This window comes from Embleya scabrispora DSM 41855, assembly GCF_000372745.1.
GTDB lineage: Bacteria > Actinomycetota > Actinomycetes > Streptomycetales > Streptomycetaceae > Embleya > Embleya scabrispora.
In genome coordinates, this window is record NZ_KB889674.1 from 1 (window position 1) to 14,961 (window position 14,961).

Here is a 14,961-nt window from a genome sequence, read left to right on the forward strand (position 1 = left end):
GCCTGGCCGACCTCAATGAGGTATCCGTCGGGATCGCGGAGATAGCAGCGCAACTCGGCTTTCCGGTCGATGGGCGGGGTGAGGAATTCCGCCCCCTTGGCGCTCCAGTCCCTGTAGCAGGCCTCGATGTCGGCCACACGGATGTTGAGGAAGCTCGATGTGGTGTTGGGGTCATCGGGCGGCTGCAGCATCACATCGGGTTTGTCGGGGGTCGGGCCGCCGCCGGGATTCATGATGATCCAGCCGTTGGCGAGCTTGACGATGCATGGGTTCTCTTCCAGCACCACACTGCCGCCCAGGACGTCCGTGTAGAAGGCGCGCGACCGGGGCACGTCCCGCACGGTCAGGAAGTGCGTGAGGAGCACCCCGGTGACCGGGGCGGGCAGGTCCTCTCGCTGCATTGGCGGGTCCCCTTCACTTGTCGGCTGCTTCAAAACGCGCATACCCCCCACGCGTCACTCCAGTCCATAGTGCACCCGGCGTCCTTCTCGCCGTCCTCCGCGGCTTCTGGGTGGCCGACCAAGGTGAGCCCAAAAGCCGCCATGAAGGCCCCGGTCGTTCTCTCGTGGTGCGCGGGGAAGGGGCACCACGGCCACCGACTCGTCGGCCGGGTCCAGGTGGGTGTTCATGTCGAGTTCGAATCTGTCGTACGGGTTCACGTACGTCCAGAAGAGGGGTGAAGGAGCCCGGCGGTCGGCCTCGCCCAGGGTGTCCGCCCACTTCGGCTTGGCCAGGGCCCGTTGGATCAGCAGGGTGTTCACGTGGACCAACGCGGCCTGAACGAGGTGCAGAGCGAGTATGGAGACCTCCTGGCTCTCCTTGTCGGAGCCGGTGAGGTCGCCGTCCTTGCCGTAGAACAGGTCCTGGTTCGCCGAGTTCCAGTTCTCCACGACCTGCAACCCCTCGTGGATCTCCTGCCGGAGCTCGACGTCGGCGAGGTAGTCGCACACGAACGAGGTGCGCACCGCGCGTCCCAATTCCTCGATCGCCCGGTAGGTGGAGTGCTCGGGGCCGCCCCGGGTGAAGCGCCGCAGCACCTGCTCGGCCTCGGCGGCGCCCAACCTGAGTGCGGTGGTGTACTTCACGATCTGGTCGTACTGCTGTCGAAGGGACCGCAGGTCCACGACCGGGCCGCAGCCGGACCGCCCGCCGTCGAGGGCATGGAACCCTCCCACCACCGCCGGGTGTTGGCACGTCCCGAGGAGATCGCGTACTGCCTCGCCTTCGCCCCGGCGGACACCGCCGTCTCCGAACCGGTGCGGGTGGCCGGCGCCCGATGGGCCATCGAGGAGTGCTTCCAGGCCGCGAAGAACGAATGTGGTCTCGACCGGTACGAAGTCCGCACGTCGGCTGGTACCGCCACATCACGCCGGCCATGCTCGCGCACGCCTTCCTCGCGGCGATGGCCGCCCACGCACTCGAAAGGGGGCCGAGGAAACGGTTCGAGCAGCCTCGTTCTCCTCACCGTGGCAGAAATCCGACGGCTCCTGGACCTTGCCCATCCCCCGCGATCCGACACCGGTCACCCTCACACCGGCTTCGCTGGTCATGCCGGCGCGGACACCACCAGGCCATCGCCCGCCACTTTCACTACCGGCACCGCACGCGACCCGATCGGATGAGTCACGAACAACCACCGCCCTGACGGGCCGTCAGCAGAATCCGCTCTGAAACAGCCCGCTGACCAGCGCCGATGGAGAAGTGCAGCTGGAGTACTAGACGAATTCGTGCGCGATCAGCTTCTTCAGGTCCGGCATCACCCCGATGGACGCGCCGGGAGCGCCCGCCGTGCTGTTGCTCGGGGTGGTCAACACCGTGCGCATGCGATTCGGGCCCAGTTTGCCCGGTGCGCCGACGCCCGGGTTCAGCCTGGTGAACAGGTCCTGCACCAGTAGGCACACCCCGGCGATGATCGCGGCGGCGCCCGAGGTGCCGCCGAAGAACGGGCCGGTCCAGTAGGCGTCGCGTTTCGTGGGCGTGTTCGGGTTGCCCGTCGTGACGATGTTCTCGCCCCACGCAAAGCAGTCGACGCGGCTGCCGAAGCTGCTCAGCGAGGCGCCGGTGGTCGCATTCTCCGCCTGGATTCGGCCGTGCGGCTGCACGGACGTGCCGGACCCCACCATGATGGCGCGCGACTCGCGGAACTCGCCCGGCTCGTTGCGGTTGAGAACGCGCCGATTGCTCGTGGGGTCGCGGAATTCGTCGAGGTTGGCGTTCTTGTTCCCCGCCGCCTCCACGACGATCACGCCGCGGGCGGTGGCCAGGGCAATCGCGGCGAAGCAACCCGGATCGGTCTCCACGGGCACGAAGCGGGGTACGCCGTTGAACTGCGCCTGGAACTGGACTTCCAGCAGCAGCACGTCGCCGGAGGAGAGCTCCGACTGCGCCCGCAGGATGGCGTTGGCGACACGTTGCCGGTCCGCCGGCGAGTTGAATGCCTCTTTTGAGTGGAAGTAGGAGATCATCCGCGCCGACGAGTTCGGCGCTATGCCGCAGATGCCCCGGGCGTTGTCGATGCCGACGATCGAGCCGACGACGGCAGTGCCGTGCGCGAAGCTCAGGGGGGTGTTGATGCCGTCGATCAGGCGCAGCCCCGGGGGAAGATCCTCATGGCCCACGAACCAGCCCTGTTCGACGTCGATGAACCGCGTGCCGCTGCCGTCCGCGCCGTTGGCCCACGCCGCTTGTACGCCGATGCCGTCCAGGGCCGGGTCCAGGTAGCCCTGCCGGAAGAAGAGCGGGTTGGTGGTGCCGACGACGGCCGGATCCGAGGCGAGTGGCATGCTGTAGGCGAATTCGACGTTGCCCCCGAACGCGGCCATGGCGCTCGCGAGCGTCTCGGTGTCGAATCCGACCGGGCAGTCGATCTCGAGGTAGTTGTCGAAGTTCGTTCGCTCGTAGTCGGGTTCCTCCTGGACGGCCTGATCGACCATCACCTGGATCCGGTCCCCGGATACTCCGTCGAAGACGCGGCTCAACGCGAGATCGGGCAGCAGCGCCCGCACCGCCTCGACGGCGAACTCGCTTCCCGGGCCCAGGACATCGGCGGCGAACCGGTTCAGGTCGAGGCTGCCGCCCTGGCCGAGCGGCACGAAGACCCCGTCGGCGATCTTGACGATCACCTGCGGGGCGACCTGGGGATCGGTCGTCCGCACGTTGATACCGGAGACCGGATCGAACGTGATGGTGCCGAGTTCGAAGGCGTTCATCCGCCCGCCGGCGACATCCGGACTGTCGGCCTCGTCGGTGATCGGATAGCCCAGTCCGCTGGTCTCCGCTCCCAGACCGAGGTAGCTCTCCATGATCAGTCCGTGCATCTCGAACGCCTCGCCCACCCGCGGATGGAAGTAGATGCGCCCGAAAATGTAGGCTCGGCAGGAGCCGCCGTCGTAGAGCTCTTCCTCGTCCCCGGTGGGATCGCCCAGATCCAGGATGCCGTTGGATATCAGGGAATCGTGCTTCTCGTCGATGGGCGACATGGATCCTCCGGAATGCGTGGGCGGAGCCCCGCGTACCACGCCGGGACAGGGTGCCGCTCTTCCAGGTTAGGACAGGGGACGGGCGTGGTCGCGTCGGACCGGGTGGCGCCGAGTGCGGTCCGCTGCCGCCGACGACCGCTCGACCGCTGCCGCCGGACCTGCCCCATCGACGCAGGCGGATCCGGTCGGGATACGCAGAAAGGCGGCGCAGTCCGCGTCGCCCCTCCGCATATCCCGACGCGCGCATCGATTGCGTGTCCGGCTCAAAAGGTGAGTGCGGGGGCCGTGTTTGCCACGCCGGAGACAGGTCGCGTCCGCCGTGGCCCAACTGTCGGCGAGGTGCGCCCCCGGTCGGTCGGAAGGCAGGCAGCCATGACTGCCGACCCGTTCGGAATCCTCCGCGTCGGACCGTGGACGTGTCGGGCGCGGATCTGTCCGTGATGGAGTTCGCGGATCTCGAGGTGTCGGAGAACGTCGTGTGGATCGACGGCACCCGATGGCACCCCGCCGCTCGCGACGCCGTCCGCGAGTGCTCCCCCGTCATCGGCGAAGGCGTGTACCGGATCCACACCGGGGGCCTTCGAGATCGCGACCGCGCATGCGTGTGACGACCGACCCGTCCCCGCCCGACACGGACGGCCCGCACCCTGATCGGCCGATGACACCGTGGCCCGGCCGCCGAACACACGGCGGCCGGGCCACGCTTCGGCGCAGCGGCGGGCGAAGTTCCGCTGGTCTCCCCAGGGTGCCGCACGCGTCGAGGACCCCAGCCACCAATGGTGAGGACGACCTTCTCGTCTGACGGCGTCCATCGGTCCGTCGAGAGCACGGGCGTTGCCGACCGGGACCGCGAGGACGCGACGCGGTCGTCCCGGGTGTGGAGGAGTTCAAATGGCGCTGCCGAGCAGGGCAGGCAAAGGAGTTCGGTCGCGTCACGTCAGGTGGCGGTGAGTGCGTCGTGAGCGGACCGCGTGTGCGGCCTGCCGGTCGTCAGTCCCTCCGCGAACTGCAACACCGACACCAGCGCCGGGCGCCCCCGGACCGGGCACAGCCCTGGTCCGGGCCGGCTACCTCCGCCGCAAGGCCGGAAGAGGCTTCCGCCGCCACACCACCCCCTGACGACCGCCGCTTCCCCACACCTTCGGCAACACCACCCGGCTGCTTCCTCGGCGGTGTAGCAACCGGCGAACCCATGCGGTCGGAGCACTGGCCGGCACAGAGGCAGCGCATGGTGGAGGGCTGCCTGCTCCCGGTCGATGTCCAGGCATTCGGTCGGCTTCGGACCTCAGGCGGAGTCGTCGCCGGGGTAGGCGACGCCGACCGAGCGCACCGGACCGGTGCGCCACGGTGGATCCCAGCGCGGTGGTTGTGCCGGCGTCGCAGGGGCGGGACGAACCGTGACCTCGACTTGACGGCGTTCGGCGCCGTATCGCAGGGACACGGTGTGCTCTCCGGAGCCAGGGCGGGCGACGAAGGCACGCGGTCCGTGACCGACCGTCTCGGCGTCGAGCAGCCAATGCAAGGCGGCGGGGTCGCCGTCACCGTCGAGCCGCCCTTCCAGCAGGAGCAGACCGTCCTCAAAGAGCGTGGTGCCCGGCTCCGGTGTCACGATCTCGGGCAATGCGGCGATGAAGTCGAGGCGCTGGAGGGCATGATCGACGCGCTCGAAGCGCAGGTCCCTCCACTGCGGAATTTCATCCTGCCGGGAGTGCGCGCAGCGACTCGGGCGGGGGTGGCGGGGTGTTCCCGTGCCGCGCCCACCAGGTCTTGGACGTCCTGGTGCTGCCTGACGGCGCCACTCTCACCGTCACCCAACGAGTGCGCGATCGTAGCGACCAGCCGGGCGAGCGCCTCGGGCGGGGCCGTCCTGTTCCGGCCGATCGCGGCGAGCACGGCCGGACTCGGGTCGCCGGCCGGTTCGGTGAGCCGCCGGACGGGGGTGAACGCGTTGGCCGCCGCGCCGGCCCGGACGCACGGTTCGGCGTCGGCCGCGAGCCGAGCCGGCACGGCCGGGATGCGGTTGCGGTGCTGCTGGGCGATCAGCTCCCGAATTCGGATGTCCGGGTCCTGCGCCAAGGCGTCGAGCCACGGGGCGAGTTCCGCGGCCGCACGCTTGCGAACGGCGGTTCGGCGCACGCCCGGGTCCGGATCGGCGAGGTCCGCGTCGCCGGCGTGGCCCAGTGCGGCCACCGCCCGGCGGACCCGCACGTCCGGGTCGGCGGCCAGGGCCCGCAACTGCTCCGGCCGGGCGTCGACCCGCAGGACCAGGGCCAGCCGGACTTCGCCGCAGGCGTCGACGACCAGCAACTCGGCCACACCGCACCGGAGTTCCTCGCGCGGCCAGTGCCCGGCGCACCGCCGCCGATCCGTCCCGGGCCGGCGCCTTGATCGCGGCCTTGGGGGTCGCGCGGTGCACCGCCGCGACCCGGCGCACCGACTCCTCGGGGTGGGCGGCGAGTTCGGCCAACCGCTCGGCCGAGGTGGCCGGGTGGGCGGCGAGCGCACGCAGCACCCCGAGCCACTCCGGGCCGCCGGCGACGGCCCGGACGGCCACCTCCTCGGCCGGCTCGGCCGACAGACCTATTCGCGACGCCACGATCCGGGCCGGCCCCGGACCCTGCGCCGCCAACTCCCGCAGCCGTGGCGGCGGTGTGCCCGGACGCCGGCCTCCGCGATGTCGGCGATGTTCATCCGTACCCCCCTCTTGGCGGGCCGCCCCGAGTGGGCGGCCCTGGCCGGGCACCGGGCCGCCCCGGGTGCGATCGAGAATCGCACCCGGGGACGGCATCGAATCAACCGGCCTGCGGACCTGGATCGTCATCGCCGCCCACACGCGGCTCTTCATCACGCGCCCGCCCGCCGACGACCTGCGGCGGCCCTGGGAAGGACCCGCCGCGCCGAATCGGCTCACCCCGGCCGGGCCGTGCCCTGGCAGACGTGGAACTTCTGCGGCTCCCGGCCCGAGGTCCGGGAGCGGCGTGCCGGGCGGGGGTGGGGCGCCGGGGGGCGAGCCGCGGTGCGCGCCGTAGGCGATCCGCATCCGCCGGCCGGTGCTGTGGGTGTTGGGAACCGGCCGGCGGTATCGGCGGGCCGGTGGTGTCAGCGGGCCGTGCCGAAGTCCTGCGTCCAGTAGGAGTTCGGGCCCGCGAGGCCGACGCCGATCTCCTTGAAGGAGCAGTTGAGGATGTTCTGCCTGTGTCCGGGGCTGTTCATCCAGCCGGTCATGACCAGCTGGGGCGTGCTGTAGCCGTAGGCGACGTTCTCCCCGTAGGTCGTCCAGATGTAGCCGGCGCGGGTGATGCGCTCGCCCGGGCCGGAGCCGTCGGAGCCGGTGTGCGACATGTTGGCGTGGGCGGCCATGTCCTGGCTGTGTTGCAGGGCGGCGGCCGTCAGTTTCGTGTTGACGGTGAGTGCCGGACATCCTGCCTTGGCGCGCTCCTGATTGACGAGGCTCACCACCTCGGCGGCGGGGCCCGAGGGCGGAGCGGCCGGGGTGGTCGGCTTCTGCGTGTCGACCGGCGTGGTCGGCTTCGTCGGGGCGGGGGGCTTGCTTGCCTCGGTGGTCGGCTTCGTCGGGGCGGGGGGCTTGCTTGCCTCGGTGGTCGGCTTGCCGACGGGGTGCGTCGGCCGGATCGGGGCAGGCTGTGTCGGTGTCGTCGCGGTGGGGGGCTTGGTCATCCCGGTGGGCTTGCGCTTGTGCGGAGTGTGAGTGGTCTTCGCGGTCGGCTGGGTTCCCCCGGTCGGATCGGCCGCACTGTCCGTCCAGCTGGGGACCGGTGTGCCGGGGAGGGGCCGACTGGAGGAGGGGTGCGTGCTCTGGTTGCCGACGTTCCTCGTCACGCCCGCGACGTTCTTCGTCGCGCCCGGGCCCTGGGGGGCTATGCAGGCCATGGCGGCGGTGGGTACGCCGATGATGCCCAGGGTGGCGGCGGCTATGGCCATCTTCTTTTTGTATTGCGTCCTACGGTGCTTCCGCATGCGTGACCTCACTTGGTTTCGGCGTAGCGTCCTGTTGGGGGGCTGTCGGACGCCGGCGGGCCGCCATTGTTGGAAGTCCGGGAACGGGCTCGCAAGTGGTCGGCGCCCGCGTGCGGGGCGGAGCCGGACGGCAGGCTTGACTCGGGCGGACAGTCATGCCTGTGGCGTGGTCACCGGGTGGTGCGAAATTGGTGATCGGCGATCGGAAACGGCTCTGGCCATCGAAAATGACGCAGGGGATTCCGTTCGCCGGGATGCTCAATTCGGCCGAGAAGCGGATTGATCGCTTCCAATCGGATAAAGTACGACATGTGGGCGAGGTTCGGAGGCGCAACGCTTTCGCGGTCACTCGCGCGCCCGTGACGCATATCACTGTTTCAACAGTGGTCGGAAGGTGCCGTGGGCATCGTGCGCCGTATTCCGTGGGACGGCGACACTCCGTGGCGGCGGAGCATGGCCGCCGCCGTCGACGACCTGATCGCCGGCCTCGAACGCGGCCCGCTTCCCTTCCCCCTGTCCGGCGGGACACCACGGCCTGGCCCTCGCCGACGCCGAGGCCACACTCGACGAGGACCCGCAGCGGTGGTTCGCCCCGTTCCCGGACGTCGAACCACGCCGCCCCCGATCCACCGACGAGGACATGACCGAGCTGCCGCTGCCCAGCAGGAAGATCGTCAACGTGCTCGCGTTCGTAGACGAGGCCGACATCACGGCATCGCCACCGAGGCCGCCTTCGAGGTGCTCCGCTTCGCCTTCGAGTACGCCCGCGTACCGCGCCTGATCTCCGTCTGCCACGAGGACAACACCGCGTCCGTCAAGGTGATGAGCAAACCGGGCATGAGGGCGAAGGGCGGCACCCAGGCGGCCATGTCGTCGACAACGGGTCTCTCTCGCTCCGGGCTACCTGCGGGGTGCCGCGGCAGCGCGTAGTCCCGTGCCGCGGCCGGGTAGTCGGACGCGGCGGCCGGGCGGGCGCGGGCGAACGCGAAGAACGCGGTGAGACGCGCGGCCGAGGGCGGCAGCGCGCGAGGCGTGCCGTCCCAGACGTGGCGTAGCCGGTTGAACCGGTCAAGCGGATCGTGGACCGGTTCTTTGTAGAGGGCGCGGATCTGTGCAGTGTGACGCAGGCGCACGAACGTGTGGAGTGTGCGCGGCATGTCCGGGTACGAGCGCCTGGTTCCCGCGGGCCGGCCCGCGAGCAGCAGGTCGTGGAGCATCGTGTCCGCGTGGACGTCGCTCGCGGCGATGGCGGGTTCGATCCGCTACACGGGCGGTCGAAGTGGCCCGGTACGCGCTCAGCAGGCGGATGTAGGACCAGGTCGTCGTTGCGGCGAAGCCCCGTATCACCCAGGTATCGGCGAAGGCCGGCGCGCGGCCGGTCTGGAAAGCCCACGCGTCCCGCCCGGCATCGACAGCCGGGGCAGCGGGCCCGACCTCGACCAGCCGCAAAAGGGCCTCTCCCTCATACCCCACCTACCGTCTCGTCACGACTGTTGATTAGGGCAACATCTGAACAGGGTGTGTGCTGCCGAAGTCGTCCACGAGACACCGGAAGAAAAGCAACTCCCGCCTCACAAGCAGCCCCCAACCCACACGAGCATCGGGATTCTTCCTGTACCCCCAGGGCGTGGGAGAGGGAACGGAAGTGCTTGTGCTCGACCACAACGAGTTCGCGACGATATCGCCGGTGGATTTCGAACACAGGATCTCCGCCGCTGGACGGGCAATAGGGCCACAACACTCGGACATCGTCGCTCCGCAGCGATGGATCGTGGCCGGCGGGGGACGGCCCGGGGCCGCCTGGTCGCCTGCGGCGCCCCCGCGGAGGTCTGCACGGCCCCGCTGCTGTCCGAGCTGTACGGCCGCCCCCTGGATGTCATGCAACGCCCGGGCACCGACGAACTGTTGATCCTGCCGACGCGCTGACCGCCGAAATCCGCGCCCCGGTTCCGCCCCGGTTCCGCACCCGGGGCGGCGGACGCCGGGAAAGCGGCGTGATGTCGTGCCGGTAAAAGCCCGCCCGCCGAATTTGTCGCCCCAGAGGATGTCGACGCGTTCCCCGCCATCCCCCGAGCGGTCGCGATACCGGGCGGTCGCGAAGAGGGCGCGACGGCCCCACGCCGTCGCTCCGGGCGGCCGATCACGATCCTGTGCCGCGTACGAAAACGCCCGGTGGCGGGGGCGCCGGCCGGTAGTGGCCGGGTCGTCCCACACCACCGGGCGAGTAAAGCGGCACCGTCTCGAAGCGTCGGCACCCGCACGTCCCGACGCGTCGACTCGGTGTCGACCATCTCGAGCTCGGTGACTCGAGCTCGGTTGACTTCCGCCCGGCTAACTCAGGCTCAGCGTGAGCGCCCCCGAGTAGGTCCCCGGGCGTACGAACGCCGGGGTCGTCAACGTCAGGGCGGCGTCCGCCGAAACGCTGCCGCCCGTGGCTCGACCCTCGACCGGCGTCTGCGTGCACAACTGGGCCTGCGTCGCCCCGAGCGGCCCCGGGGTGCCGGGGGTGACCGTTCCGGGCGCGCCATCGGCCGCCACGCACGCGGGGGTCCAGGCCACGCTCCCGGCCGGGAGCTTGTCGGTGCCGTTCTGGGCCGTCAGCTCCGACATCGTGCCGGTGAGCGACCACCCGAGGTCGGTCCCTCGGGCATCGACCACGGTGACCCGGTTGAGCGCGGCGTTCAGGCGCAGCGGTTTGCCGTCGATCGTCGCGCTGCCGAAGTCGATCCGGCCGCCGGCCTGGGACATCGTCAGGCCGCCGGGCTTGATCTGCCCACTGACCGACTGGGTCAGCCGAGCCGGGCCCTCGCCCACCGTGTACGGCGTCCGCATTCCGATCGCGGGGTTGCCGAACTCGTACGCCGCGACCGCGGCGGTGGCCGCGGCGGTCACCGTGAACGTCGCGGTGAACGAGCCGTTCGCGTCGGCGGTGGTGGTCACGGCGTCCTCCGTCGGCGCCCCGGGCTCGTCCTGGGGTTGGACGGTGATCTGGGCGTTCGGCGAGAACGCGGTACCGGTGACGGTCACCTGGGTACCGACCGGACCGGTGTTCGGGCTCAGCACGAGCCCCCGCCCGCCGACCGGTACGGACACGACGGTCAACGGCGCCTCCAGGGCCACCGATCCCGACGTGACCTTCAGGAGCGCCGCCGTACTGGGAACCGCGCCGGCGACGTGCACCCACCCCGACAGCACACCGTCGACGACCTTGACGTCGCTCGCGGCGATGGTCGAGTAGCCGTTGTCGCAGAATCCGCCGAACTCGGGGAAGCACATGGTCAACCCCACCGGACCGGCCGGCCAGTGCGCGCCGGACAGCGTGACCCGGGAGTTCGAGTCGACGGTGCTCGGAGTCGCGGTCAGCGTGGGCGCCTGACTGCCCTGCTCGACCGTGTACGACGCGACCACGCCGTTACCGGAGATCGGCACGCACGTCGCCGTCGCGAGCAGGTTTCCGCCGACGATGGTCTGCACCACGATCGACTTCAGGGTGAGGTCCACCGTGGACCCGGCCGCCGCACCGACGATCGTCGTAGGCACGGTGAACGGGGGCGGCACGATGGGCGTGTTCACCTCGATCGGCGTTTCGAACGACGGTGGCGCCACCGAGAGATCCCCGGTCGTGCCGCCGGACATGGCGAACGTGTAGACGGACTTGATCGTCGCGAGCGGAATCGGAATCGGGCTGGTCGCCGGACTCCCGCCCGCCACGACGTGCATCGAGGTGGCACCGTCACCGTGTGTCGGGTCCAGGGTCACCTCGAACTGTTGCTGCCCCTCGGGGGCGCCGACCGGGGTCGTACATCGCATGACCGGGGTCACGGTGCCCGCGCCCGCCGACGGCGCGAGGGCGACCAGACCGCCGCCGAGGGCCAGGGCGGCTGCCGCCACCGAGGCGGCCCAGCGATGGCGGGTCAATCTTCGGGATAGCCGTTTTGACACGTTGCTCCTTCGTGTGGACGGCCGGTGCGGACGACCTGTTCGGAGCCCGTCGGAAACGAAAGGCGTAGCGAACTATTCGCACATTTGGATCATCCGTAGTCAAGAGCAAGATGCGACCCGATTCATTCGACACGTGTCACCATGATCGAGAAATACCCGGGAAACCGAATATTCTTTGCCGATATGACTGGTCGTGAATTGCGATCATGAATTGTCGATCTTGAATTTCGCTGTCGGAGAATTGCGCTCCGATCCTGCTTGACGAAATCCGAAACTTCGGATTCACTCCAAATGCGCCGACAGGAACTTCCGCAGTATCTGTCGAAAGGGGCTCCTTCCATGTCACGATCCAAAGCCCTCGCGGCCGGCGCCGCCGTCTTCGCCGGTGCCATGGCCGCGACCGTCGCACTCAGCGGCACGGCCACGGCCGGTGGCCCGTCCACCGCGAAGTACGACTGTCTGACCTCGATCGGGATCAGCTACACCGGCAAGAGCGCGACGTTCACCACCAACGCGTCGCACCAGATCTCGGCCACCATCGCGCTCGCGCCGCTGATCACCATCAACAACGGCGACCTCACGATCACCGCCAACCTCGGGGGTCCGAGCGGCACGGTCACCTTCAGCGGCACCGCCGGCACGTCCGGCCCCTTCGGTCCGGTCAACCTGGGTCCGCTGAACAAGACGGCGGGCACGATCTCCGCCGGTCAGGCCATGACCGTGATCCAGTCGGCCAGTCCGCCCAGCGCCACGAACTGGTCGGTCAAGCTGCACCACAATCCCAATAACGTCGACATCTGGTGTGTCGGCAAGAGTGCGTTCAGCCCGGCATTGACCTACTGATCCACCAGCCCCGCCCTCGGCGCGGCGGGGGGATCGACAGCAAGGGGTTCGACGCCGCTTCGATCGTCACGTTTGGGCCGGCCAGGCCCGAGGCGCCGTCGAACCCCGATGCGCACGACCTCGCGACCTCGCGACGTCCCGACTCCCGAGACCGGTGCCCGCCCCGAGGTCGCGGGCGCGGTGGGCTCGGCGGGGCGCCGGGCGGGTGTCCTTTCCGGCGTCGACGGGCAGCTCGCGCAGGCACGCGCGGCCTTCGGCCACGCGCTCCTCCACCGCGCGCACGTCCACTCGCGCGGCCGTCCGCAAGGCCAGGCGTTCCGCGCGGCAACATCAGCACACCCCCACGCCCGGCACGGTCCGGGCGTGGTCCGCCCAATCGGTGCCGGCGTCCGTCCACTCCTCAAGGGCCCGCGCCACGGATCGCCTCCGTCTGCTCCCGGTGGTACAGATACCGGTAGGTCGTTGCCGGACTGCGATGCCCGAGCAACCGCTGCACCGTCAACAACGGATTCCGCACCAGATGACCGGCCAGGTACGTCGAGCCGCCCTCGCGGCGCCCGGTCTCCTCCCGCACCACCAGGCGGGTCGGGATCGCCGACATGAACACCGCGCACGTGTGCCGAAGATCGTGGACCCGAACCCGTGCGGGCATCACCACCCCCGCCGCCGTCGCCGCCTCACGCGCCCGCGAGGTCGCTTCGGCGAAGACCTGCTCCCACCGGGACTTGACCGGCATCAGTCCCCGCGCGCCGACGAACAATGCCATCGGCTCCAACCCCCGCCCCCGATCGATCACCGTCACCCGACGCAGCGGCGCGGGCATCGCCGCGATCGCGAACACGCGTCGCCTGCCGTGTAGACGGCCGGCCGGCCGCACCCGGGTCTCGTCGACGTCGTCGACCACGAACAACCGTCCGCCTCCCGGGCCGACAACCGGCCTGCGGCTTTCACGGCGCGTGCTCGTTCGGTCCGGCGGTAGAGGTCGATCGACCGCAGCACCTCGTGGCGAATCACCACGTCGCGCGGGATGCCGTACTTGGCGACGGCGTGCAACCGCACCCGCGCCCCCGAGCCGTCCGGGCGCGGTGGGTCGACCTCGATGTCGAGCAGGGTGGTGAACTCGCGCAGCCGCATCCCGGTCGTCACCGCCGACTCCCCCACAGCCATGTTCCGCAGCCGATCCCGCCCCCGAAAACTCGGATCGACCGCGCCACACTGCAACACCCCGCCCAGAGCGACCCGGTGCAGCAGTTGCCACCGGGCGTGGGACAAGTGCCGCACGTCGAGGTCGTTGACCGTTCCCAGGACAGGGCGTCGCGCCCGTTGGCACGGACCAAGTACGGCATCACCGGCAACGTCCCCGAGGAGACCGCCCAGCGGGATCTTCAACCCGTCCACGACATCACGACGAAACTTCAGTACCTCCCCTCGGCAGTCCGACAAGGCGCTAGCCTGACGGTTATGCGTCCGATGACCCTCGAGGAACGAGATGCCTTCCTCGCAGAGCCTCATGTCGGGGTGCTGAGCGTCACGGCCGAGGCGGGACGTGCTCCGCTGACCGTCCCGATCTGGTACGAGTACCAGCCGGGCAGACTCGTCAAGGTGATCACGGCCCCCGGCCTGCGCAAGGTCCGGCTCATCGAGGAGGCCGGCCGGTTCGCGTTGTGCGCGCAGGTGGCCGAAGTCGACGACTACCGGTACGTGTCGGTGGAGGGTCCGGTGACCGGGATCGAACCGACCTCGAAGCAGGAGCGCTTCGACCTGGCCGCCCGATACATGGGCCCGGACCGCGCCACCGACTACATCAACGCGACGGAAGAGACCGCGGCCGGCTACATCACGATCCACATGCGACCGGAATGGTGGCACACCTTCGACTTCAGAGTGACGCGCGACGGCCGGTAGACCGCGGTGAACCGGGTTCTGCTGTGCTCCGGCGTACGGCTGTGCTCCGGCGTACGGCCTCGTCGAGCAACGCTACGGCGAAGTTGCCGGTCGAGATGCGAGACGCGCCCGTCTCGTCGGTGATCGGTTCGTCGGCGCCGAGCCGGTAGAGGCCCGTGCGTGAACCCGATTCCGGCAGCATGGGCGGGCTCAGAGGTCGCTTTCTGCCGATGTTTCATCCTGGAATTGGCTGTTTGTCCCATAGCGTTGGATCGCGCCAGGAGATCCTGGCCTCGCCGGTGAGGCACCGGGCCATCAGGTCATGGCGAGTTGAATCATGGCCTCTCGGAGCGGGTGGGGAGGGTTTCGTAGTCGCGGGCCGGTCGGCGTCGGAAGACGGTCTCGGCGGCCGGGTCGGGATGGGGCGTGAGGTGGCGCTCGGCGGGACCGGCGAGAAGTCGGGCGTAGGCGGGGAGTTGGGGCGGTCGGGGTTCGGTACGGCCGGCTTCCCGGCCCACGACCGTCACGCGGGTGACGCCCAGGGCGTCGGCGACCTGCTGCCGGGTGAAGCCGCCGGCTTTGCGCAGCCGGGTGCGTTCGGCCAGGGGGCGGGAGATCGCTCGGGCCTATGCGAGCAGAGCGTCCACCGCGTCGTAGAGCCCGGGCGCCGACCCATCTGCGGCGGTTCACCGCGAACCACCACTTCGTCGGCGAGCCGACGCGGCCGCGCCCCATCGCGGCCCTCACGGGTGTCGGGGTCGACATGCCCGGGGGTCAATCGGGCGCCCTGGGACAACAGCCGCGACGTCGCGGTGTCGGAGCAGGTATTTCGCCG

General features: G+C 69.9%; 14 protein-coding genes and 1 pseudogene. 5 read left to right on the forward strand and 10 right to left on the reverse strand.

Translation table 11 applies throughout. The features are described from left to right. The coding region (locus tag A3IC_RS0124795) for a VOC family protein (RefSeq protein ID WP_020552758.1) at positions 1–401 on the reverse strand (401 nt) is incomplete at its 3' end. A gap of 54 nt (positions 402–455) precedes the next feature. Beyond that, complete coding sequence (locus A3IC_RS56430) at positions 456–1,085, reverse strand: transposase (protein WP_245599430.1); 630 nt, start codon at positions 1,083–1,085, stop codon at positions 456–458. A 93-nt stretch (positions 1,086–1,178) separates the two neighbouring features. Between A3IC_RS56430 and A3IC_RS73635 the strand changes: the two are divergent. After that, positions 1,179–1,397 (forward strand): annotated as a pseudogene (locus A3IC_RS73635) (IS701 family transposase); the annotation flags it as partial. A 318-nt stretch (positions 1,398–1,715) separates the two neighbouring features. On the opposite strand, the gene A3IC_RS0124810 reads toward A3IC_RS73635, so the two are convergent. From A3IC_RS0124810 to A3IC_RS0124830, 4 genes are all read right to left on the reverse strand, one after another. Next, a complete protein-coding gene (locus A3IC_RS0124810) occupies positions 1,716–3,479 on the reverse strand; it encodes a S8 family serine peptidase (protein ID WP_020552760.1) in 1,764 nt (587 codons plus the stop codon). A 1,285-nt stretch (positions 3,480–4,764) separates the two neighbouring features. Beyond that, positions 4,765–5,100, reverse strand: coding sequence for a hypothetical protein (locus A3IC_RS0124820; RefSeq protein ID WP_020552762.1), 336 nt, complete (start codon positions 5,098–5,100; stop codon positions 4,765–4,767). Next, positions 5,085–5,795, reverse strand: coding sequence for a HEAT repeat domain-containing protein (locus A3IC_RS62655; protein WP_020552763.1), 711 nt, complete (start codon positions 5,793–5,795; stop codon positions 5,085–5,087). The genes A3IC_RS0124820 and A3IC_RS62655 overlap by 16 nt, the downstream gene beginning before the upstream one ends. Before the next feature lie 783 nt (positions 5,796–6,578). Beyond that, positions 6,579–7,421, reverse strand: a complete 843-nt coding sequence (locus A3IC_RS0124830; protein ID WP_020552764.1) for a CAP domain-containing protein — start codon at positions 7,419–7,421, stop codon at positions 6,579–6,581. A gap of 489 nt (positions 7,422–7,910) precedes the next feature. On the opposite strand from A3IC_RS0124830, the gene A3IC_RS71305 reads away from it, so the two are divergent. Together A3IC_RS71305 and A3IC_RS67605 are read left to right on the forward strand one after the other, a co-directional pair. Continuing rightward, positions 7,911–8,387 (forward strand): GNAT family N-acetyltransferase, encoded by a 477-nt coding sequence (locus tag A3IC_RS71305; RefSeq protein ID WP_245599460.1) that lies wholly within the window; start codon positions 7,911–7,913, stop codon positions 8,385–8,387. Positions 8,388–9,221: 834 nt separating this feature from the next. Next, on the forward strand, positions 9,222–9,383 hold the full coding sequence (locus tag A3IC_RS67605; RefSeq protein ID WP_020552765.1) for a hypothetical protein: 162 nt from the start codon (positions 9,222–9,224) through the stop codon (positions 9,381–9,383). A gap of 405 nt (positions 9,384–9,788) precedes the next feature. Here the strand turns inward: A3IC_RS67605 and A3IC_RS0124845 are convergent, their stop codons facing one another. After that, entirely contained in the window at positions 9,789–11,399 is a 1,611-nt protein-coding gene (locus A3IC_RS0124845) for a WxL domain-containing protein (RefSeq protein WP_158696092.1), read from the reverse strand. A 339-nt stretch (positions 11,400–11,738) separates the two neighbouring features. Between A3IC_RS0124845 and A3IC_RS0124850 the strand changes: the two genes are divergently transcribed. Continuing rightward, the gene (locus A3IC_RS0124850; RefSeq protein WP_020552767.1) at positions 11,739–12,242 is read left to right on the forward strand and encodes a hypothetical protein; all 504 of its coding nucleotides are present in this window, start codon (positions 11,739–11,741) and stop codon (positions 12,240–12,242) included. Between the two features lie 400 nt (positions 12,243–12,642). Here the strand turns inward: A3IC_RS0124850 and A3IC_RS0124855 are convergent, their stop codons facing one another. Both A3IC_RS0124855 and A3IC_RS0124860 read right to left on the reverse strand, forming a co-directional pair. Beyond that, positions 12,643–13,008 (reverse strand): site-specific integrase, encoded by a 366-nt coding sequence (locus A3IC_RS0124855; protein WP_158696093.1) that lies wholly within the window; start codon positions 13,006–13,008, stop codon positions 12,643–12,645. Between the two features lie 32 nt (positions 13,009–13,040). After that, complete coding sequence (locus A3IC_RS0124860; RefSeq protein ID WP_158696094.1) at positions 13,041–13,409, reverse strand: hypothetical protein; 369 nt, start codon at positions 13,407–13,409, stop codon at positions 13,041–13,043. A 303-nt stretch (positions 13,410–13,712) separates the two neighbouring features. On the opposite strand from A3IC_RS0124860, the gene A3IC_RS0124865 reads away from it, so the two are divergent. Then, positions 13,713–14,147: a pyridoxamine 5'-phosphate oxidase family protein gene (locus tag A3IC_RS0124865; RefSeq protein ID WP_106669004.1), complete on the forward strand. Its 435-nt coding sequence runs from the start codon at positions 13,713–13,715 to the stop codon at positions 14,145–14,147. A gap of 314 nt (positions 14,148–14,461) precedes the next feature. Here A3IC_RS0124865 and A3IC_RS73075 read toward each other — a convergent pair whose 3' ends face one another. Further along, on the reverse strand, positions 14,462–14,743 hold the full coding sequence (locus tag A3IC_RS73075; RefSeq protein ID WP_321184167.1) for a helix-turn-helix transcriptional regulator: 282 nt from the start codon (positions 14,741–14,743) through the stop codon (positions 14,462–14,464). Positions 14,744–14,961 lie beyond the last annotated feature (218 nt).